We start from the raw sequence: 21,420 nt of genomic DNA on the forward strand, positions 1-21,420 counted from the left end.
CTACCTTATATTGTAAGCCCATCTTGGAAATAGTCAATAGCGGGTACCAGGTATGTTCCTGACCCCCGCTATAAAGTCGTTACCCCTCCACCGTTTTCAAGAAAATCTTTTTAGAGAAGCCGCCTCGTTCTTTCTCTTTTCCCTCTCTTGCATCTTCAACATCCCGAAACTCTTTTCCATGAACACGCGTTAAAGCACGAATCACTTCCACTACATCCCCAAGTTCTGAGATCGCCTCTTCATCTGAACTCGCCTCAAGATACTCGTTCACTTCCTCAAGAAGCTTTCTTCTCAGCTCTTTCTTGAAGGCTTCGTCAGATAGCTTGATAGCTTCATAGGTTTTCCCATTCTGTGAGATGAATTCAGGAATTCGATCTCTGACTAGCTTATTGTATTCTGGCATGTTTCTTCTCCTGAACGACCTTATGAAACAGATCTGTTAATGTGCCAGAACAAGTCGTCACCCCGCTCGTATGGTAAAACGAACTTGAAGTGACAGGGTCCGTTATCGCCTCTTCAGAGTAAAGATAGACAGGAATACTAAGGCCAAGCGCGATGCCAATCTCAATGTGCGTCCCTTTCCCACCAGGGAGAAGAGCGATAAGAAAATCGGACTCTTTCACTGCGTCAAGTTCTGAAGTGCCTATTCTCCCAAGTTCCTCAAACGTTGTCGCTCTCTCATTCATCGTCCAATCATATGTATGTTTGTACCCTTCATTCTTTAATAAATCACGAAGCTCTTGAACTTGCGCTTTGTTTTGAAAACTTGATGCGATATAGAATTTCATTGTTCTTCTCCTCACCTTTCCTTCATATCTATCCTGATTTTACAGCAAACTGCTTGTTCATTTCTTTTTTCAGCTTCCTTTCCATCCGCACTTCATACATCGGTGACTTCTTCATTTTCTTCACCCGCATCTTCCCGATTACATATCGAACAGACTCATTTTTCGTGATGAGTGGCTTCGCTTCAGGCATTTTTGTAAGGTCTACAAACCACGCGAATGCCATGAGTGCGATGATGTTTTCTTCAATCTTCTCTTCATCAGGCGCTTCTCCTCCGCCAAAACCAAATATTCCACCTAAATTTGCGAGAATCTCAAGGAATAGTTCCACGTGCCGTTTCCTCCCTCTCTTCTACTCTTATTTTTATATACGGACCATCTAGGTCATTTGTTTCATAAAGGGGAGAAAGAGCGTTGAAGCTTTGTTTAAACAATTCATTTCCGAGGTATACTCATGTGAATTGTTTTCCTTTCCAACCATTTCATTTATTGAGATGGTTGGCATTCTACAGCTTAAAAAGGAGTGACGTGATGAGTATTCAAAAGAGTGCAGAGAGTTCGAGTCTTGCAGAAGTGATCGACCGCATCCTTGATAAAGGCATTGTCATCGATGCATTCGCGCGTGTTTCGCTCGTTGGGATCGAGATTCTTACGGTTGAGGCAAGGGTAGTTATCGCAAGTGTCGATACGTGGTTACGTTACGCGGAAGCCGTCGGACTACTTCGAGATGACGTTCAGGAAGAAGGTCTTCTTCAGCAATCAAACGAGCGCGCACAGTTTAGCATGTAGTACGTTAGATTCATTTTTCGGAAAATTGAGTAATTCGTACCACGGAGGGGGTATCTCATGAGTAAACCCTTTGGGAAAGCGCTAGATAAAGTCACCGAAAAAGTTGTTGAACATACGCCTGAGCACATTAAAGAAAAGGTAAAGGACACGGTTCAAGATCATGCGCATGAAACGTTTAAGGAAAACGTACAGGAAGGTGTTCAATCAAAGGTAAATCAGGCGTCTGAACAGCTTCAAAACACAAAAGAAGAGAATGCTTCCAAGGTTCACAGCACGGCAGAGAAAGCGAAAGAAAAAGTGCAGGACGCTCTTCTATCTGTAAAAGAAAAGGTGTCGACGGCAAAGGAAGCTGGTGATGCATTTCAAGAGGAAGTCTCCTCTTCTCGCGAAAGTAAAACGATTAAAGGCGTGCATGACATCAAGAGTTCAACAAACATCAAAAGCTCTACGAATATCAAGAGTTACCAGAACATTAAAACATCCAAAGACATCAAAACGATCAGTTCGTAACTACTGAAAGGAGAGAACATCATGGCTATTCAAAAAAGCGCAGAAAGTTCAAGTCTTGCAGAGGTAATCGACCGCATCCTCGATAAAGGAATCGTAATCGATGCGTTCGCAAGAGTTTCAGTTGTAGGAATTGAAATTTTAACAGTTGAAGCACGTGTCGTCATCGCAAGTGTGGATACTTGGTTACGTTACGCGGAGGCCGTTGGGTTACTTCGTGATGACGTACAAGAGAATGGACTTTCGAATCAACAGAACGAACGCAGCCCTCAATTTAGTATTTAATTCAAACGGGGATTGGTGTCTTAAGAAGGCACCTCTTCCCTTCCATTACGTATGCAGGAGGCCACTATGGAAATTAAACAAATCATGGGCAATGTTGCCGAGTTTCTTAACGAAAACGTTGCTCCCGTTCATAAGATTACCTCAGTTGAGGCCAATGAAAACGAAGGCTGGAGAGTTACGGCTGAAGTCATTGAAGAGAAAGAATACATGAAGCGATATGCCAAGGATGAATTGGTCGGCTCATACGATGTGCTTTTAAATGAAAACAAAGAAGTAACCTCATTCAAACGCAGAGACGTTCGTTATCGCAGTGCGATTGGCGAGGAAGCATAGCGAGATCAGGAGGTCGACACGATGTCAGTTTTAACCCAAAAGATGAAAAAAGATAACCGAGCACTTCTTGAAGATGATGCAACAAAAAAGCTTATCGACCGCTCGCTAACCTACATTGAAGCAGGGTATCCTGTTCATTTCACCGGGCCATCCGGGGTCGGGAAGACAACGGTCGCACTTGCACTAGCCAAAAAGCGAAAGCGACCCGTCATGTTGATGCACGGTAATCACGAGTTGAACAATCGGGACTTGATTGGGAATTTTACGGGTTACTCAAGTAAGACCGTGATCGACCAGTACGTTCGCTCCGTCTATAAAAAGGATGAAAGCGTCTCTGAACAGTGGCGAAACGGGAGGTTACTCGAAGCTGTGAAGAACGGGTACACGCTCGTATACGATGAGTTCACTCGCTCAAAGCCGTCGACGAACAATCTTTTTCTATCCATTTTGGAAGAAGGCGTGCTCCCTCTGTACGGAACAAAAGCAACCGAACCGTTCGTTCGTGTTCACCCAAAGTTTGCGGTTATCTTCACGAGCAACCCTGCAGAATATGCAGGCGTTTATGAGACGCAGGATGCGCTACGCGATCGCTTGATTACGATCAACATGACGTTAAATGATACTGAAAAAGAGGCTCGCATACTTGAAAATAAATGCAACCTTTCGTCAGATGAAGCGAAAGCGATCACCTCGCTCGTTCACCAAATCCGGAGCCATTACTCAAATGAGAACCACGGGCCAAGCATACGCGCGTCTCTCATGATCGCCCGTCTTACAGAGGAAGCAGACATTCCAATTGAAGGGGATCATCCAGAATTCCAGCGCTTATGCATCGATATTTTAGGCGATGGATTGAGCCGGGAATTGGATTCTGAGAATCCGATTGCCGATGCGGAAGAACGTATTAAAGAGGCCTGCCACAATATGAGACACCAGTCGTAAAGGAGCGGTTTAAGAATGAGCCAAGACACAGGCATTTATATTTTTTGTGCGATTCAAACAGAGAAGAAACAGCAATTCGGCGGAGTAACGATCGAAGGCGTCGATCATGAAACGTTTACGATTCACTATCAAGACGCTGCGATGGTTGCAGCGGAAGTCCCGATGAAAATTTACCATCCGAAGAAAGATAATCTGATGATGCATCAGAGCACCGTTTCTCGCGTGATGGAAGAAAGTGATACCGTCCTCCCCATCAGCTTTGGAAACGTCTTTCACTCAGAAGATGATGTAAAAGTCCTTCTCGAAAACCTTTACCCTCAATTCGAAAAGCTTTTTCCTGCCATCAAAGGGAAGATTGAAGTGGGTCTAAAAGTGATCGGCAAGGACGAATGGCTCGAATCAAGAGTGAACGAAAATCCAGAGGTTGAGAAGATGGCCTCTAATGTAAAAGGAAAATCCGAAGCGGCTGGCTACTACGAACGAATCCAGCTCGGTGGAATGGCGCAGAAGCTTTTTGCTTCCCTTCAACAAGAAATCAAAGAAGACATTTTTAACCCATTAGATGAAACGGCTGAAGCTTCAAAAGCAAATGATCCGATTGGAGAGAAGATGTTATTGAACGCTTCGTTTCTCGTTGACCGGGAAAAAGAGGAAGCATTCGATGCAGTGGTCAATGAGGCGCATGATAAGTGGAAAGACAAAGTTGAGTTTCGTTATACCGGACCTTGGCCTGCCTACAACTTCGTCAATATTCGCTTGAAGGTTGAAGAAGGTGCATGATCCATAAACTGGTGACCTCACCCATCAATCTTGTGATCAAAGTCGGTGAGAAAATAAAAGAAGAAGCAGACAAAGAACTATACGACCTGCCTACGATTCAGCAAAAGCTGATTCAGCTGCAGATGATGTACGAGCTAGGCGAAATTCCTGAAGAAGCGTATGAAGAAAAAGAAGAAGAGCTGCTCCTGCGTTATGAGACAGCGAAGCGTTTAGAAATGGAACAGTGGGAAGAATTAACGAAAAAGAAATGAGGGTAATCGATGAGTCTTCTCTATTTATATAGCTTTATTCCAACAAGTGAATCTAACCAGCCGCTCCCCTCTTTAAAAGGATTCGATGGTGATCGCGAACTATATATGATCTCGATTAGTGACGTGACCGCAATCGTGTGTGATGTCACGGCCTCTGAAAAAACGATAAAAGAAAAGATGGACCAAGATGTAGAGTGGCTTCAGGAAAAAGCATTTCACCACCATGAAACGGTGCTGCAGCTTACCAAAGACTATACGTTGATTCCGTTAAAATTTTGTACACTGTATAAATCAGAAGACAGTTTGCGAAACACCGTCGAAAGCTACCAGGAAAAGCTGCGGGAAACTTTCTCCCTATTAGAAGGCAATGAAGAATGGAACGTGAAGATCTACTGCGATGATGGAGCGCTGCGAAAGCAAATTAGCGAACAAAGTTCTTCTATACAAGCAAAACGGGAAGAAATCGAGGCGCTTTCGCCAGGGAAAAAGTTTTTTGAGCGTAAGAAAATGGATCAGTACATCGACCAGGAGCTTGAGAATGAAAAGACATCATTCTGTGAAGGAATTCATGAAGCGTTAAAAACACATTCGATCTTAGGAAACATCAAGAAAAACTGGAACAAAGACGTGACGGGACGACAAGAAAAAATGGCTTGGAACAGTGTGTTTCTCCTTCCCCAAGATGAGGTGGAAGCCTTCATTAACACGTTTAAGGAATATGAAGAGAAATTCACCGCCTCAGGGTGGCAATTCGAGGCCTCAGGTCCTTGGCCTGCCTATCATTTCTCTAGTTTCACTTCATAAAAAAGGGAGGATGCGCCATGCCTGTGAAAGAGTCCCTCGAAAACAAAGACATTGCACTAATCGATATTCTAGATGTGATACTCGACAAGGGCGTTGCCATAAAGGGCGATTTACTTATATCTATTGCGGGCGTTGATCTCGTGTACTTAGATTTACGAGTGTTGATTTCATCTGTTGAAACGCTTGTCGAACAGCAGGTGGGGGCACTTAGTTCGGAACAATTTGATGAAGAAAGGGAGGATTTGATTCATGCAACTGGCCAAGTCGACAGATGGAAGGATTAATATCGATCAAGAAAATGCTGAAAAAGGATTAGCGCAGCTTGTTCTCACGGTAATCGAATTACTAAGGCAAATCGTTGAACGAAATGCGATGAGGCGCGTCGAAGGCGGTTCCCTTACCGATGAGCAAGTCGAAAACCTTGGCGTTGCTCTTATGACATTAGAAGAAAAAATGGAAGAGTTACGTGATGTATTCGGTCTTGAAGCGGAAGACCTGAACATCGATCTCGGTCCACTAGGAAGCTTGCTTTGATATTCATGGAGATGTGGAGGTGTCACGATGGGAGTTGAACACCCGGTACAATCGAATACGATTGTCGATGTATTAGAAAAAGTGTTGGACAAAGGCGTCGTTGTTGCTGGCGATATCCGCGTTGGAATTGCGGATGTCGAGCTTTTAACAATTAAAATTCGTTTGATCGTTTCCTCGGTTGATAAAGCGAAGGAAATCGGGATGGATTGGTGGGAAAACGATCCTTACTTAAGCTCGAAGGCAGCCGACCAGAACACGAAGGCGCTTGAGGAGGAAAATAAAAAGTTGCATGAAAGACTTGAACAGCTTGAAAGAAGACTTGAAACGAGCGAGGCGAAACCACGGTACTAGCCGTTAACTTGAAGGGAGAATAAAATTATGAGCGTTGAAACAGCTGCTACCCCTGAAAAAGACAGTGTTCTTGAATTTTTTGTACAAGCATCGAACAAGCACGACTTCTCTTTAGACATCACGTTGAATCTGAAGGGCGCGATGGTGACAGGCACCCTCGTTTCTGCAGGTGAATACTTTTCAACACTAAGCGAATCGTTTGAAGATGAAGGTGACGTTTCTCAGAAACTAAGTGAAGAATTAATGAAGGCTGGGGAAGCTGTAGAAGGCAGTAGTGTTAAGGATGCACAGTTCATTCATTTGAAAAATGCGAGGGTGTATTGCGGAGATACGAAACCCACTCCATCAAAAGGTAGCATCCTCTGGAGAGGCAAACTCACTGAAGTTGATGGCTTCTTTCTTGGAAGAATTTCAGAATCGAAGTCAAAGGATCAGCAGAATGGGTGAATTGTCAGCGGTGCCGGAATGGGAGCTAGCCCCACTCCGGCACCACTGCTTTACAACTTCCCCTTTTCATAATCTTCTTTCCACACCTCATCTGGTACTAACCTTCCACCAGTCGCCCACACAACATGTGTCCCTTTCCCGCTACCTTGTTTCGCTACATGAACAGGACCTATCATCCCAGCTAGTGCGGATGGCTCGAGCTTGATTCCTTCTGCGTTATAGAGCATATGCAGGAGGCGGTACAGCCGCTCATCCTCTATCGTATACACACCATCAATATATGTCTTCACCCGCTGACCTACATACTTCGATGGCCTCCCCACTGCAAGGCCGTCTGCAGCTGTCAGGTTGTCGATGCCAAAGTCTTGCACACATACCTTGTCGTGCTGGTTCGTCATTAACCCGATCAGCATTGAAGGTGAATGCGTAGGCTCTGCGAAGTAGCAATGTACGTGATCACCGAAGACTTGATTGAGTCCAAAGGCGATGCCGCCAGGTCCTCCACCTACACCGCATGGGAGATAAACCGTTAACGGGTTATTTGCACTAACCTGTATGTTCCTCTCATCTAACTGCTTCTTCAATCGTAAGGCCGCTACTGCATAACCCATGAATAAATCCTTTGAGTTCTCATCATCAACGTAGTAGCACGTGAGCTTTTCTTCACACTGCGCCCTTCCTGCATCAACCGCAACACTAAAGTCTCCTTCATGCTCGATCACGGTTGCACCCTTTTCTCGTAGTAAATCTTTCTTCCACTGCTTCGCATCACTCGACATATGTACCGTAACGTTGAATCCAAGTTTTGCAGATAAAATTCCAATACTAAGGCCGAGGTTTCCCGTCGAACCTACCATAATCGAGAAGGCTGAAAAGAACTCCTTAAACTTTTTGTCAGCTAGCACACTATAATCATCGTCTTTCGATAAGATGTTATGTCCGAGTGCGAGCTTCTCTGCCTGTTTGATCACTTCATGAAAGCCGCCTCTCGCTTTAATGCTTCCTGCGATGGGAAGGCGGTCATCTTGTTTGAGTAAAAGGCTCCCATTTAATGTTGCGCCGTACTCCTTTTCAAGTGCCTTTTTCATTCCGTCGATCTCGGTTAAAGGCGATTCGATCACGCCATCCGTTTCAGGGAATACCTTTTTAAAATAAGGTTCGAATCGTTTGAAGCGTGCCTCTGCTTCTTGAATATCATCGAGAGTTAAATCGAGATTTGAGTTTGATAAACCTTTGCTAGGATTCTGCCAAAAGACTTCATTATAATCAATGAGTTCGTTCAGTAGTGGATATTCTGCTTTCCATGATGTTAGAGATTTTCCTGCAATGTTCATGACGACTAGGTCCTCCTTTGTTCGATTTTCAAGAGGTAGAGCTTTCCACTGTTTCACCCCACCATACATCTTCTACATACTTTTCTATTACCCTTGCAATCTATTAGTTAACAAAAAAAGAACCTAACAACTGTCAGGTTCTCACTACTGAGAGAAGATATGCAGGCTAGATTCTCTTCTGTACCTATTATTCTCCAGCTATTAATAAGTCCATTAAGTCTCGTTCTACTGTACTCTCAATTGCCCCTTGCCCCCCTAATAAAAAGTACTGATATTTGTAGTTATTTTTCAAGTACGCTTTGGTTGACGGAGCAAGCTCATTTTTAGTTGTTAGTAGTAACGGTATTTCTGTCTTAGCTGAAAGTAACGAGCCAGAAAGAGCATCAGCGTATCCTTCTCCAGTAGCCAAATAAGAAGCTGGTAATTCCCAACCAAAGTAGTCTGTAATTGCTACAGAAGTCCTGTAACGATCCTTCCCAGATAAACGTTTTGCATCTGGCAAGTCTTCAAGAACGTCTTCACTTATCACACCATTACCGCCAACTGCAATCGTTTCACCATAGTTCTTAAGCGCTTCTGCCGTTGCTACTGGTACGCTGTTCGTTTCGGTTAATAGGATTGGCATCTTATTCTTGGCTGCGTAAGGTGAAATAGAAAGCGCATCAGGGAAGTTCTTTCCGTAAGCAACGACTGCCTGATCAGACTTTGGAAGCTCTGCTGCTACAGCTGCTGCCGTTGCATAGCGATCTTTTCCTGAAATACGATTAACGTTAATATTCAGATTATCCTTAAGATAACTTTCAACCTCGCTTGAAACCGCACCAGTTCCACCAATAATCGTTACATTCTTTGTTTTAAGATCAATTAACGCTTCTTCAGTCGCCTTAGATAATTTGTTCTTTTGAGTTAGAAGAAGTTCAGCATCAAGATGAAACGCTAAAGGGCCTCCAGCTAGTGCATCAGGAAAGTCCTGTCCCGAAGCAAGAACAATGTTTTCAGCATAACCGAAGCCTCTAGACTCCATCGCAATTCTTGCTGCAGTTTCATAACGGTCAGATCCTTGTATACGAGTGACAAACCTTTCTATTTCTTCAGTAACAAAAGCCAATAATTTATAAGTCTTACCGTTGTTAACATTATTGAGATCCTGAGCTTTAACATAATAAGTGCCTGCTGTTACTAAGAATTGACCTTCTGAAGAATCATTGGATCTGGTCTTGTGCAATTCTTCTTTTTTACTATTATAAAGGGCAATCTCCATTTTCATACCCGACCTCTTACCATCTAGTTGACCGATATATATTCCTAAGTCTCTGTATCCTTCACCAGTTACTTCTACTTTGTAATAGTCTTCATCACTCTCAGAAAACGTACCGTGAATGATAACATCATTTGAAAGAGTTTGATTTGCACTACTAAACGTATCATTGAGCTCCACTTCATCTATATAGGTAAAATCATTGGGACCGTTTTGTAGATCTTCCTCCGCATGTGCTACTGGTCCTGCTAACAAGCTCGTTGCCATAATGACTGAGGAAAGAATTCCGACTGATTTTTTCACTTGATTCGTGCTCCCTCTATTTTAGTAGTTTAATTGATTATTGGGGGACAGATACGTGACAGACCCCACTTTTTCATTCATTATTCTATTAATTCCCAAATATGAATTTCTACCTCTTTACTAACTGCTCCATCACCACCAAGAATGGTGTAATAACGTGTTTTGTTCTCTTTGAAGTAAGCAGCTACAGAAGGGTCAAGTTTTTCTTTAGGTGTTAACAGAAGAGGTTGTGTATAATTAGCTGCTAGCAATGACCCTGTTAAAGCGTCTGCGAAGCCTTCTCCTGTTGCAACGACTGCAAAGTTTTTATCATTGTTAAATTCGTTTGCGATCGCAACAGAAGTTGCATAACGATCTTTTCCTGAAAGACGCGTTGGATCAGGCAATTCATTATTAAGGATATCCTCGCTGATAACGCCTTTTCCACCTACTACATAACTCTTTTCATAGTTTTCTAGTGCTTTCTTTGTAGCCTCTGGAACGTTATGTGTGTCTGTTAACAAGATTGGCATCCCATTTCGCGCTGCCTCAGAAGCAACCGATAATGCATCTGGAAAGTTCTTTCCATATGCAACAACCGCAGTGTCTGTCTTCGGAAGTTCTGCAGCAACTGCAGCTGCCGTTTCATAACGATCTTTCCCTGAGATGCGATTAACTTCTAAACCAAGCCTTTCTCTTAAATAGTTCTCTACATCCTTCGAAACGACTCCTGTCCCTCCAACAATGGTTACCGTTTTAGCTTCTAGGAAGTTTAACACTCCCTTTGTATCATCTGGAAGCTTATTCTTCATCGTTAGCAGGATTGGCGCTTCGAGGTGGTACGCAAGTGGCGCACCTGCTAGAGCATCAGCATAATTTGAACCTGTTGTAAGTACAACGTTATCTGTTGCTCCCCCACCTTCTAATGTTTGCATGTATGCGATAAAGGCTGCTGTCTCATAACGGTCTTTTCCGTTTGCACGATCGACATACGGCATTTCAAAAACAACAAGTTCCTGAAAAAGAATGTATTCTTCACCATTATCCAAATTTGCTAAATCCGATGCTTCTATGTAATAAACACCCGGTTGTAGCTTATACACCCCGTGAAAGTAAGCACCATCATTAATAGTTTTGTACGGTTCTACTTCCTTTTGGCCAGAATCATAGATTGTGATGCTGAAATCCATATCATTCACTGAATAATCTTCTTTAAATAATCCTAGTGAATAATCAACTAGCTCGTCACCAGTAATCGTTACTTTGTAGTAATCTTTATCATCCTTTGTAAACGTTCCTTTAAAAGCTTCTTCTAACTCGATTTCATTCGCATTTTCAATAGAATCATTGGGTTCCTGCTCTTGCGCAACTTCTTTAGAACCTTGTTCAATGCCATTTTTCATATGGACAGGACTACCTGTGGTAGCGCTCGCAGTTGGATGCACTAGTATGCTAGCTACCAAAAGTAATGTGAATAAAATGCTGACTGTTTTTTTCACTAGATTCATTCCTTCCAAGTTTATTAATTCCAATTATTAACTCCTAGTACACTATATCACACTCTTTTTGTAATGAAAATGTAACAATAGTAATATTTGTAATAATAATTATTACTCTTCTCCGTTTATTGAACAAAACCGATAAAATACTCGCTGTTACTCTTCTTTGCTATAGAAATATATCTAAAGGAATATTTTTTTATATAAGAAAAGAAAAACGAGCACCCTATGTTTCTAGGTACTCGTTATCTAAGATTCTAGTTATTGCTTTTATATAAGATTACTCAAAAATACTCCAAATATCATCTTCTACGCCATCACCTACAGCACCTGTTCCACCTAGTAATCTAAAGTAGAATGTGTTGTGATCTTCAAAGAACTGCTTCACTTCAGGGGCAAGCTGTTCTTTAGGAGTGAGAAGCATTGGCTCATTTAGGCTTGCTGCAAACACTGAGCCTGAAAGGGCATCTGCAAAGCTTCTTCCGTTCGCAAGGAAAACAAACTCTCGGTCCAAATCAAACTTTTCTGCGATTGCTACAGAAGTTCCGTAACGATCTTTTCCTGAGATTCGCTCAGCATCAGGTAAATCTTCCAAAACAGAATTGCTAATGACACCTGTTCCTCCTACTACAATAGTAGAGTCAAAATTTCTAAGTGCTTTTTTTGTTGCTGATGGGATGTTGTTTTTCTGTGTTAACAAGATTGGCATCATGTTTCCTGCAGCAACTGGTGCGATCGATAATGCATCAGGGAAGTTCGTTCCGTCAGCTACAACAACTGGTCCTCCATATGAGATTTCACCAGCGATTTTTGCAGCAGTTTCATATCGATCTTTTCCAGAAATACGATTGACCTCAATTCCTAATTCTTCTTCAAGGTAGGTTTGTACATCTTTAGAAATAGCGCCAGTTCCACCCACGATGGTGACATGAGACGTTTCTAGCAGATCCAATGCCGTTTCTGTGTAGTTAGGTAACGTGTTTTTCCCTGTTAACAAGATTGGGGCACCCAATGAATACGCGAGTGGAGCTGCAGCTAGTGCATCAGGGAAATCACTTCCTGTCGCAAGTACCACGTTCTCTGTCGTATACCCACCATGGGAACGAATTGCTACTTTTGCAGCGGTATGATAGCGATCTTTCCCGCCAATACGCTGGAATTCTGGTTCAGGATCGAACAAGAAAGCATTTAAATAATAGTTTTCTCCATTGTTAAGATTAGCAAGATCAGACGCTTCAAGATAATAGACGCCTGGGTCTAGTGTTGTGGCAGATAAGTATCCAAACTCATCAGAAACCTCAAATTCAGCTTCTAACTCTTCCTTATTTTCATTATATAAATTTACGTTAAGCTCCATCTCTGAGCCTTCGATTTCAGTTGAATAAAGAGAAACGATGAAATGAACATCTTCATCTTCATTAATTTCGACCTTATAATAATCTTTATCTTGATCAGCAAGCGTCCCGATCGCATAGTCATCAAGTTCGATTGCGTTTGCTTGTTCAAAATGATTGTTCGGCTCTTCTTCTTCAAAATCACCGTCTTCATTGTAGCCTTGCAGTTCGACCGTTTCATCGAGCTTCTTTTCTTTAATAAGTTTTTTCACTGTTTCTAAGTCTGGTTGATCACTTGCTGCAGATGCAGTAGGACTTGCTATCATACTAGCAGCCAGAACAACAGACGACAAAATCGTTAACGCTTTCTTCACTACATTCATTCCCCCGGATATTGTTGTATTTTTTGGAGATTTAACGAAAAAAGACGGCGCCTATTCGGCAGCTTCACCTTCCATTTCCTATTGCTAAGAGGATTATATACGAGATTCCAATTAATTACTATCTCTTTTTTTCGATAAATTTCACCAAAAAAGAGCACCTGATAAGGCGCTCTTATACTGCTTCTTCACGTATGCTCTGTAACCTTTCGAGAAGGTCATTTTCTAAAATTTCATCTGAGTTTTCGATGTGCCTTTTGATTTTCTCGTATCCCTCACGACACTTGTCAACGTCTACTACTTTTCCACTATCCGTCCTCGTACACGTTCCCTTTGTAAACTCTCCTGTTGGGGACATATCGAATGAATAAGTTTCCCCAAAGAAAGTATATGTTGTAAATCCATGTCGAAATCCGACGAAACCTTCTTCTTTTGTAGTAAGGTCTTGTCCAACGTGGTAGATAGAGTCTTCTAAGCCTAGCAAACTTGTAATCGTCGGCTTAACATCGACCATGCCTGCGATCACGTCATTCACTTCTCCCTCTTCTTGACCTGGATAATGGATCACAAGTGGGACGTTAAACATTTCTTTACGGTCGAACGTCACTCCAAGGAGTTCATCCAATTCTTGTTCCTGTTCAGGCAGAAGACCGTAGTGATCACCGTAAAATACAAAGAGCGTTTCTTCCCAAAGCCCTCTTTCCTTCAAGTCTTCGATAAATACACCTAGTGTTTCATCTGCATACTTTGAGCTTTGAAGATAGTCACCTACTGCTGTATCGTCGAAACGTTCAGGTAGGTCGAGGTATTTCTTCTCTTCTGGTAGTTTAAAAGGGCGATGCTGCGAGAGCGTGATGAAGAAATTATAAAATGGACCCCGCTCCGCTTTTTGTTCATAGATCTCCGCTAGCTGAGCATACATACTTTCATCTGAAACGCCCATCCCAAGCTGATCATTAGCATCGATGTTTTCTGAAGTCGCACTGTAAAATTCATCGAACCCCTGCGCTGGATAAGCTGCCTTCCGATTCCAGAACTCAGGATCGTTTCCATGTGCTACGCTCGTTTGATAGCCTTCTTCACCAAGAATGATCGGCAGGGAACGAAAATCACCCGTTTCATAACCTATGTAACCACTCTCTCGCTCCGATGGGAACAATGAGTTATTCACGATGAACTCTGCGTCGGATGTATTTCCCCTCCCAATCTGAGTGTAGAAATTATTGTAATAAAAGCTTTTCTCAACAAGGTCATTGATATTCGGAGTAATTTCCTCTCCGTCAACTTCTAAGCCAATGACAAAATCATTCAGAGATTCACCTTGAACGACAACGAGATTCTTTCCTTCCGCGACACCAAAGTATGGGGATTTTTCACCTTTATGGTCAATAAAGTAATTGTTGATCTCTTCAAGCTCTTCAATCGAATAGCCCTGACCCATCGCAGGTGCTATTTTATTTTCATTAAAATAGATCGTGCTTGCGTGTAAGTGCGCCGGCAAAATTCCTGCTTTCGCCACTTTATATTGATCGCTGTACTGCGCATCGATTGTAAATACGGACAACAGCGTCAATGTGATCATTCCAACCGCTAGAAAACTTGAACCGAGTACTCGATTCTTCAACGCTTTGCGTTTGAGCGTCATCATAATCAACAATGGAATCAATACGAGGATGTCTACTAAGTAAAGGAGGTCGCTTCGTTCGATCAGGGTGACGATCGAATCGCCCACTTCCGCAGTCTGACCCGCTTGATTCAGTAGCTCTAGCGATAATAGACTAGAATAGTACCTTTCGTACAGCACGTCTCCGTAAAGTAAGAACGAAACGAGCAGATAAAGAGAGAATGCTAGAAATGCGTACCGCACCTTGCCAGACATCACTTGGAAACTTACTAATACAAGTGTAAGTCCGAGCGCTCCGAGAAAAATCAGACCAAGGTGCGCTTCACCTATAATTTGATGTGAAAAATAGGTGTTTTTGAACGTCCACCCACCCAGGATGATGAGGGACCAAAGAACGAGGTATATGTATTTTGTCATGAGAAAATTCCTTTTTTTACATAGATTTACCTCACATTGTAACATAAAATTTACAATCTATTAACAAATCTGTCCGACTCAAAATAAAAAGACCGATCTACAAATAGATCGGTCTCCCTATCAATGAGCTCTCTTAGCACCGAGGTACCTCGGTGACCAATAGCTAGAATCCATGCTGCTTATCGTAACACCACTTGAAGAGCCGGCGTGAATGAATTTGTTGTTTCCAATGTAAATCCCGCCATGGGAAGCACCTGGCTTATAGGTTTCAAAAAACACAACCAGTGTTTTGTTTAAAAAGCGCAATCAGCTCTTTATCAATTTCATCACTCGATTCAACGATCTTTGCTTTCCGGTAGGTTGGTGAAGTTTCAGCATGATGTTCTGTATCATCTTTCCAACCATCACTAGACGAGTAAATGGAACTGGTTGCTCATCCAATATAATTGTTACAATGCCATGAACTGTTTGAATACGTTTCAAATGGGCTGAGGTAAGATCCTCTACTTTTACAATGAACACACTTTCTCATTGTAAATCCATTTGGTTAAACATATTTCATCTTTGTAACCGGCTGACCACCTTCTATCAAGAACCTTATTACGGAAGCGTCCCGTATAAAGGATGGATAGGTAATGTGGGTGAAGTAGCCAAGAAGACGACAATATCTCTTAGATCCCTTATGACAAAGATCAGATTCAATTTTAACTCATCGAAAAAAGATTCCTATTTGGGGTTAGGATTGATTATATTTTGCTGCTTAGCATTGATCATTACCGAACACCCCGTTATCAGAGTGATGCTGCATGGAATCCCCATCAAGCTCTATTTCAAAAGGTAGATACCGCTGTAGAATTCAGGATAACTGGAAGAAGGTTATTTGTGTTAGGGTTCAAATATCTCTTCCTTTCATCAATTGTGTAATACGTTTTCTTCTTAAGATATGTTTCTAGCAGATGGTTGATTGAACAAGCCTCATCTATTTGGAAAATAGCGCGAACGACGTCTAGGAGAAAACATGTTAATTAGCCTGCTGATTGTATCTCGATGCTTCCTTTTAACTGATTGGATTTCCACACGGATGGCATTCTTATATTTCAGAGATCCCATATTTCCATGAATTCGATAGAGCAACAAAGGTTCACTAAAGTAATAGAAGTAATAGTTTGGAATCAAGCGCAGCCACAAATCGTAGTCATGGGTATAAGGGAGCGTTTCATCGAACAAACCTGCATCTTTTAGTACCTTTGTCTTAGCCATCACTGTACAACCATTGATGATACATCCAGACCTCATAGCTCTCATGAATCGCCAACGGTCTTCAACCCCTACACCTACAGATGGGCTTGTGACCCGATCATCATCATCTATCAAGCTATAATTTCCATAACTGATTTCGGCATCATGCTCAAGCATGAAGTTCAATTGACGTTCGATCTTTTGTGGTTGATAAAGGTCATCTGAACTTAGCCATGAGAAATACTCACCTTCTCCTACACGAATCCCCAAATTCAATGCCGAAGCAGTCCCGCCATTTTGTTTTCGAATATATTTTATTGTCTTCTGGTAAGGTAGTATCCGCTCCAGATACTTTGTTGAGCCATCGTCCACTACAATGACCTGGCAGTTCAAATAGGTTTGATTCAAAGCACTTTCAATTGCTCTTGCTATATATGGGCAATTGTAAAAGGGGATGACAATGGATACTTTCGGTTTTTTCTTTAACATGATTGTGTCCCTTTCTTTATGATGACAAGATTTTTTCAATATGTGTGAGAAGTTCACTAGCACGGACTTTCGTTGAATGTTTCTTCATTACCATTTCATAACCGGACTTTGCAATCCTTTCTCTTTCACTCTCATTGTTTAAATAATATTGAGCCTTTTCATAGAAATTCCCTTCATTTACTTCCACGAAGGTTTCTCCATCAATGAATCCTAACTCTTTCAACTCTTCCGATCCTGAAGCCAACAATAAAGTTCTGCAGGCAAGAGATTCATAATATTTCAGTACAGGAAAATGATAGTTGGAGTCACATGTAAAGAACATCTTCGCCTGATTCAGTAGTTTGGCATATTCAAGTCCTGTGATAGCATTGTCTGCTTTTATGATCGGTTTGTAGCCTGGATGTTCTACATATTTAAAAGAAGGTTTTTGCTTGAGTTGTTCATGCATTTTTACACGTAGGGGATATAGATAAGGTAATAGACTGCCTACCATTAGATAATCTATTTTTTTTGGTTGGTGGTAATCCTGGAAGATCTCAGTGAGGACATGATGAGGAAACCAAATCATTTGATCAACTAAATCTGGAAACCATTTTTCGAAAGCATCACGATAATTCACAAACAAATGCATACCATACTTTTTGTACATTTGCTTTCTTCTAGGAATCCGATAGTGCAAATCATGAACGATTGCCCCCATCGGAATAGATACTTGGTCGATGTTTCGAATATCGGGACAGTAATCAGGCTTCATATCATTAAATAAGATGAAATCAGGTTTTTGTGACAACATATCTATAATTTCTGGTAAGTTGCCGACATCCTCGTAATAATAATAAAGTTGACATTTTTTCTCCAGCTCTTTTCCCAAATAATATGTGCTCCGTTCAATATGGTGTTCCATGTTTTTGGTTATGAACAGAATCTTATACTCTTTCATTCTGAGCCCCCTTAAGTAAGTTGAGGGGTGACCATATGGTGGTCAACCCCTGAAAAATACTAAACAATTACCGCTACGATGTTCTCTAATGGAACGATGATTTGCCCCATTCCACCAGATCCACCTTGAATGAAGACTGCAAAATCTCCACCAAGTTCTTTCAGGACAACATTCGTCAGAACTGTATCAGAATCATCTAAGATAACTTCTGAAACAAGTTGTCCATAATACTTTTGCATATAAACAAACATACTACTTGCCATATTTCCACTCCTTTTGTGGTTCAGATTAAGCACCGGTTCTCGATGCTATTTATATATATGTGAATATTTGTAAAGGAGTATGGACAATCACACCTTTTGGGAATAATTGGTTGATTGCGGACAGGCTAACAACCAATTTACTCAACCATAGGTCTTGACCTATTCAAAAGTGCGTCCAAGTCAATATAGTAAAGTAACCCTGAAAAATATGCATTGTAGGGTGCATAAAACTTTCCATAAGGAGGAAAATAGAGTGAGTTTATTTGATAATGAGTGCGGCTGTGGTATGAAGAAAAAAGCTTCTGCATGTGATGGTTGTGTATGTGATCAACTCCGTAGATTACAACCAGGAACTGAAGTAGATGTTTTCATACCAGGTAGTAACGGAGGTTCAAATGGCCCTATTACGAACTTGACTTTCGCATGCCTTGATGAAAAGAATTGCTGTGCGACTTTCTTAGACGGAGATTATCCAGTCATCATTGATTGCCGTAAGATCGTTGCAATCCGAATTAGAAGAAACTGATCCAGTACTAAAATCCAATCACCTCAACAACTGAACTTAAAACAATCGCCAAAACCTAGAGAGAACTCGCCATATCGGCGAATTATCTTGTCTATTCCATATTGGATACGATAATCGACCAGTATTCGATTGTATCTGGGCGAATTTCATCGGTATCGAGGAAATAGAGGAAGACTTGGCATTGAATTGCATATCGGGGCAGCAAACTCATACTGAACAAAGTAAAAGACATCCCGCCTTTGAATTCACTAAATTGGAACATGCCAAATAGTATCTCATTTAAAAAAGCGTTAAAAATCAAAGAAGAAATCAAAGTTCATGATTTATAGTTCAAACTAAGTAGCTCAGTTTTGAAGTACAAAAAGTGAAAATGCATAGCTAATAGAGTATCAAATTGCAGGTCAATTTGATACTCATTTTCATTGGTATGGTAGAGGATTTCATCACTATTCATCTAAAAGTGCAAAGAAAAACGTTTCGCAACACACTGCACAATAATTATTGTTCGGTTGTAATATAAGGTGTTAAAACGGGTGTCATCTGATCAAAAAACGAAGCGAGATTCTGGCAATAAGAAACAAGGACATAAAAAAACAGGAGCTCGGAATTTTCCAAACTCTTGTTCAATTACTTTATGTTGACTTCTTCAGTTAAAGCTCCCTTTTGTGTGATATTGCTTCGACTTCACCTCACCCTGGTTCTTCCAACTAAGCCTGACAGTTTTAGCTGCTATTTCCCTTGCAAACTAGGGTCCAAATCAATAGGCAATTTCGTACGAATAAAGCAGCTAAATTAAGGGTACAATATGTGTTTTTGTACTCCAAAAATAAACTACTTAAGTTCAGACACTCTCGTTCTCTTTTCTTTTGAATCATCCCCTATATCTCACTCAAACATATAATCCGTACTGATATGGATCAGTCCACCTTTCATTAAAATAGATCGTGCTTGCGTGTATACAATCTATTAACAAATCTGGCCTACTCAAAATAAAAAGACCGATCTACAAATAGATCGGTCTCACTATCAATGAGCTCTCTTTGCACCAAGGTACCTCGGTGACCAATAGCTTGAATCCATACTGCTTATCGTAACCCCAGTTGAAGAGCCCGCATGAATGAATTTGTTGTTTCCAATGTAAATCCCGCCATGGGAAGCACCTGGCTTATAGGTTTCAAAAAACACGATGTCCCCAACAGATGGGCTACTGACTGGCGTCGTCACGTTCCACATCTGTGCCATTGTACGCGGCAAGGAAACTCCCTGCTTTTTGAAAACGTAGACGAGAAAGCCACTGCAGTCAAAACCAGATTGCGGCGTGTTACCGCCCCACGTATAAGGTACACCAATAAATTCAGAAGCATCTGCGATCAGATCCATGACGCTGAATGAACCGGTGTTTGTGCCTCCCGTTCCACCGCCGTCATACGAAGTGCCTTGCTTAAGCTTCTCCCATGTCGATGCATCAACTATTCCGTTAGCCGTTAGCTTATTACGAGATTGGAACGTCTTCACTGCGCTTTCTGTAATCGGACCGAACGCGCCATCTAACCCACCGTTATAATAGCCAAGTGCTTTTAGCTTCGATTGGAGTTCAACAACGAGTTCCCCTTTTGAACCAACCTTCAAGACATCGGTAGAGGAGTCTTGTGCAGGAGGGTTAACGACTGAACTAGTCGAACTCAGTGCATCTAGCGTTTCCTTCGTTGCTGTGCCCGTAACAGTTAGACCTTTTGCTTTTTGGAAATCCTTTACGGCTTTTTCAGTAACGGGACCAAAGTATCCTGTTACACCAACATGGAACGTTCCTGCGGTTTTGAGATCTTGCTGAAGCTTCGAAACATTATCACCTCTTGAACCGACTTTCATCACTGGTTCAGTTGTCTTCGTTCCGCCACGAGACTTTAACGCATCGAGGGTCGCATCATCTGCAACACCCGTTACCTTGAGTCCGACTACGCTTTGAAATTCTTTCACTGCTTTTTCTGTAATCGAGCCAAAGATGCCATCAACTTTATAGTTATAATAGCCGCGGTCTTTAAGTCCCTGCTGAAGTGTAGTGACTGCACTTCCCCTTGCACCGATCGTGAGGCCTGTTGCTTTTTCCTCTTTCTTCTCTTGTACCGCTGCACCTGAAAGCTTTTCCTTCGTCTTACCATCCACGACGCCCGTGCTCGATAAGCCATTCGCACTTTGGAACTGCTTCACAGCTTTCTCCGTAATTGGGCCGAAAATACCGTCAATGGCATAGTTATAGTAGCCTTTGTTCTTCAACTGCTGCTGAACAGTTGAGACTTCTGCACCTCTAGCACCAACTTTTAGCGTTGTTTCTGCTTCCTTTGTAGGCTTAGTCGCTGTAGAAGAAGCGTTCAATGCGTTTTCAGTCGCTTGATCGACGATACCAGTAACGGAAAGACCTTTTGCAGATTGAAATTGCTTCACAGCTTTCTCCGTGATCGGACCAAAGATGCCATCGACATTGTAGTTATAATACCCTTTGCTTTTCAACTTAGATTGAAGATCGCTTACAGCCTGACCACGCTCTCCAACTGTGAGTGTATTTGAAGAGGTAGGGGCTTTCGTACTTCCTTTTAACGCATTTAGCGTTTCCGCATTTGCTGTCCCTGTTACGGATAAACCTTTTGCTTTTTGAAAGTCGTTAACGGCTTTCTCGGTGATCGGGCCAAAGTATCCTGTTGACGTATGATATGTAAAGTAACCCTTTTCTTTCAAAACGTCCTGCAGTTCTTTTACATCGGAATTGTTCATTCCGAGCTTTAATTCCTGATTACCAAGGGCTGCTTCTACTTCCCCGGCTTGAACATAAAAAAAACCAGACAAAAGCGCTGATCCAACTACCGTTTTCTTTAGCGTAGAACCTTGCATGTACATCCCCCTTAATGGTTTCACTGCAATGACTAACCGACATATGCTTTTAACAATATCGGCTATTATTCGCTAAGTTTGAATAGTAATCCTCTAAAAATGTTAAATTTTTCTTCGAAAAAGGGGATTTCTTTCGAATAG

Annotated in this window: 25 protein-coding genes and 1 pseudogene; 13 read left to right on the forward strand and 13 right to left on the reverse strand. The window is 41.7% G+C overall.

All coding sequences use genetic code 11. The features are described from left to right. Positions 1-79: 79 nt before the first annotated feature. Genes ACXAHI_RS11050 through ACXAHI_RS11060 form a run of 3 tightly spaced genes read right to left on the reverse strand, consistent with a single transcriptional unit; the run spans position 80 to position 1,116 of the window. On the reverse strand, positions 80-403 hold the full coding sequence (locus ACXAHI_RS11050) for a nucleoside triphosphate pyrophosphohydrolase (protein WP_474847744.1): 324 nt from the start codon (positions 401-403) through the stop codon (positions 80-82). Next, entirely contained in the window at positions 387-788 is a 402-nt protein-coding gene (locus ACXAHI_RS11055; RefSeq protein ID WP_474847746.1) for a nucleoside 2-deoxyribosyltransferase, read from the reverse strand. Before ACXAHI_RS11055 ends, ACXAHI_RS11050 begins: the two co-directional genes overlap by 17 nt. 28 nt (positions 789-816) lie before the next feature. Then, positions 817-1,116, reverse strand: a complete 300-nt coding sequence (locus ACXAHI_RS11060) for a hypothetical protein (RefSeq protein WP_474847748.1) — start codon at positions 1,114-1,116, stop codon at positions 817-819. Positions 1,117-1,316: 200 nt separating this feature from the next. Between ACXAHI_RS11060 and gvpJ (ACXAHI_RS11065) the strand changes: the two genes are divergently transcribed. From gvpJ (ACXAHI_RS11065) to gvpU, 12 genes are all read left to right on the forward strand, one after another. Further along, a complete protein-coding gene (gvpJ, locus tag ACXAHI_RS11065; RefSeq protein WP_270180317.1) occupies positions 1,317-1,574 on the forward strand; it encodes a gas vesicle protein GvpJ in 258 nt (85 codons plus the stop codon). A gap of 57 nt (positions 1,575-1,631) precedes the next feature. Continuing rightward, positions 1,632-2,084 carry a gas vesicle protein GvpQ gene (gvpQ, locus tag ACXAHI_RS11070; protein ID WP_270180318.1) on the forward strand — a complete coding sequence of 151 codons (453 nt, stop codon included), beginning with the start codon at positions 1,632-1,634 and terminating at the stop codon, positions 2,082-2,084. A gap of 21 nt (positions 2,085-2,105) precedes the next feature. After that, complete coding sequence (gene gvpJ, locus ACXAHI_RS11075; RefSeq protein ID WP_474847750.1) at positions 2,106-2,366, forward strand: gas vesicle protein GvpJ; 261 nt, start codon at positions 2,106-2,108, stop codon at positions 2,364-2,366. 66 nt (positions 2,367-2,432) lie between these two features. Further along, positions 2,433-2,699, forward strand: coding sequence for a gas vesicle protein GvpO (gene gvpO, locus ACXAHI_RS11080; RefSeq protein WP_270180320.1), 267 nt, complete (start codon positions 2,433-2,435; stop codon positions 2,697-2,699). A gap of 21 nt (positions 2,700-2,720) precedes the next feature. After that, positions 2,721-3,641 (forward strand): gas vesicle protein GvpN, encoded by a 921-nt coding sequence (gvpN, locus tag ACXAHI_RS11085; protein WP_474847752.1) that lies wholly within the window; start codon positions 2,721-2,723, stop codon positions 3,639-3,641. 15 nt (positions 3,642-3,656) lie between these two features. Further along, positions 3,657-4,421, forward strand: a complete 765-nt coding sequence (locus ACXAHI_RS11090) for a GvpL/GvpF family gas vesicle protein (protein ID WP_474847754.1) — start codon at positions 3,657-3,659, stop codon at positions 4,419-4,421. Beyond that, a complete protein-coding gene (locus ACXAHI_RS11095) occupies positions 4,418-4,672 on the forward strand; it encodes a gas vesicle protein GvpG (RefSeq protein ID WP_474810093.1) in 255 nt (84 codons plus the stop codon). The genes ACXAHI_RS11090 and ACXAHI_RS11095 overlap by 4 nt, the downstream gene beginning before the upstream one ends. A 9-nt stretch (positions 4,673-4,681) precedes the next feature. Further along, positions 4,682-5,476 (forward strand): GvpL/GvpF family gas vesicle protein, encoded by a 795-nt coding sequence (locus ACXAHI_RS11100; RefSeq protein ID WP_474847756.1) that lies wholly within the window; start codon positions 4,682-4,684, stop codon positions 5,474-5,476. 17 nt (positions 5,477-5,493) lie between these two features. Next, complete coding sequence (locus ACXAHI_RS11105) at positions 5,494-5,760, forward strand: gas vesicle protein (protein WP_270180325.1); 267 nt, start codon at positions 5,494-5,496, stop codon at positions 5,758-5,760. Continuing rightward, entirely contained in the window at positions 5,726-6,010 is a 285-nt protein-coding gene (locus ACXAHI_RS11110) for a gas vesicle protein K (RefSeq protein WP_270180326.1), read from the forward strand. The genes ACXAHI_RS11105 and ACXAHI_RS11110 overlap by 35 nt, the downstream gene beginning before the upstream one ends. A gap of 27 nt (positions 6,011-6,037) precedes the next feature. After that, the gene (locus ACXAHI_RS11115) at positions 6,038-6,361 is read left to right on the forward strand and encodes a gas vesicle protein (RefSeq protein ID WP_270180327.1); all 324 of its coding nucleotides are present in this window, start codon (positions 6,038-6,040) and stop codon (positions 6,359-6,361) included. A 27-nt stretch (positions 6,362-6,388) separates the two neighbouring features. Beyond that, a complete protein-coding gene (gvpU, locus tag ACXAHI_RS11120; RefSeq protein WP_474847758.1) occupies positions 6,389-6,808 on the forward strand; it encodes a gas vesicle accessory protein GvpU in 420 nt (139 codons plus the stop codon). Between the two features lie 50 nt (positions 6,809-6,858). On the opposite strand, the gene ACXAHI_RS11125 is transcribed toward gvpU, so the two are convergent. The 9 genes and pseudogenes from ACXAHI_RS11125 to ACXAHI_RS11165 all read right to left on the reverse strand — a co-directional run bounded on the left by ACXAHI_RS11125 (position 6,859) and on the right by ACXAHI_RS11165 (position 17,867). Further along, entirely contained in the window at positions 6,859-8,142 is a 1,284-nt protein-coding gene (locus tag ACXAHI_RS11125; RefSeq protein WP_474847760.1) for a D-serine ammonia-lyase, read from the reverse strand. A 187-nt stretch (positions 8,143-8,329) separates the two neighbouring features. Next, positions 8,330-9,703, reverse strand: a complete 1,374-nt coding sequence (locus tag ACXAHI_RS11130; protein ID WP_474847762.1) for a cell wall-binding repeat-containing protein — start codon at positions 9,701-9,703, stop codon at positions 8,330-8,332. Positions 9,704-9,783: 80 nt separating this feature from the next. Then, positions 9,784-11,214 (reverse strand): cell wall-binding repeat-containing protein, encoded by a 1,431-nt coding sequence (locus tag ACXAHI_RS11135; RefSeq protein ID WP_474847764.1) that lies wholly within the window; start codon positions 11,212-11,214, stop codon positions 9,784-9,786. A gap of 247 nt (positions 11,215-11,461) precedes the next feature. Beyond that, positions 11,462-12,889 carry a cell wall-binding repeat-containing protein gene (locus ACXAHI_RS11140; RefSeq protein WP_474847766.1) on the reverse strand — a complete coding sequence of 476 codons (1,428 nt, stop codon included), beginning with the start codon at positions 12,887-12,889 and terminating at the stop codon, positions 11,462-11,464. 181 nt (positions 12,890-13,070) lie between these two features. After that, positions 13,071-14,936: an LTA synthase family protein gene (locus ACXAHI_RS11145; RefSeq protein ID WP_474847768.1), complete on the reverse strand. Its 1,866-nt coding sequence runs from the start codon at positions 14,934-14,936 to the stop codon at positions 13,071-13,073. Positions 14,937-15,056: 120 nt separating this feature from the next. Further along, positions 15,057-15,218, reverse strand: a pseudogene (locus ACXAHI_RS11150) (C40 family peptidase); the annotation flags it as partial. A 693-nt stretch (positions 15,219-15,911) separates the two neighbouring features. Then, positions 15,912-16,664 carry a glycosyltransferase gene (locus ACXAHI_RS11155; protein WP_474847770.1) on the reverse strand — a complete coding sequence of 251 codons (753 nt, stop codon included), beginning with the start codon at positions 16,662-16,664 and terminating at the stop codon, positions 15,912-15,914. Between the two features lie 16 nt (positions 16,665-16,680). Continuing rightward, complete coding sequence (locus ACXAHI_RS11160) at positions 16,681-17,604, reverse strand: glycosyltransferase (RefSeq protein WP_474847772.1); 924 nt, start codon at positions 17,602-17,604, stop codon at positions 16,681-16,683. 59 nt (positions 17,605-17,663) lie between these two features. After that, positions 17,664-17,867, reverse strand: coding sequence for a hypothetical protein (locus tag ACXAHI_RS11165; protein ID WP_474847774.1), 204 nt, complete (start codon positions 17,865-17,867; stop codon positions 17,664-17,666). Positions 17,868-18,120: 253 nt separating this feature from the next. Between ACXAHI_RS11165 and ACXAHI_RS11170 the strand changes: the two genes are divergently transcribed. Next, the gene (locus tag ACXAHI_RS11170) at positions 18,121-18,393 is read left to right on the forward strand and encodes a hypothetical protein (protein ID WP_474847776.1); all 273 of its coding nucleotides are present in this window, start codon (positions 18,121-18,123) and stop codon (positions 18,391-18,393) included. 1,026 nt (positions 18,394-19,419) lie between these two features. On the opposite strand, the gene ACXAHI_RS11175 is transcribed toward ACXAHI_RS11170, so the two are convergent. Beyond that, the gene (locus tag ACXAHI_RS11175; RefSeq protein WP_474847778.1) at positions 19,420-21,279 is read right to left on the reverse strand and encodes a C40 family peptidase; all 1,860 of its coding nucleotides are present in this window, start codon (positions 21,277-21,279) and stop codon (positions 19,420-19,422) included. Between the last annotated feature and the right edge of the window lie 141 nt (positions 21,280-21,420).

It is taken from the genome of Anaerobacillus sp. ABD4_527, assembly GCF_056160805.1.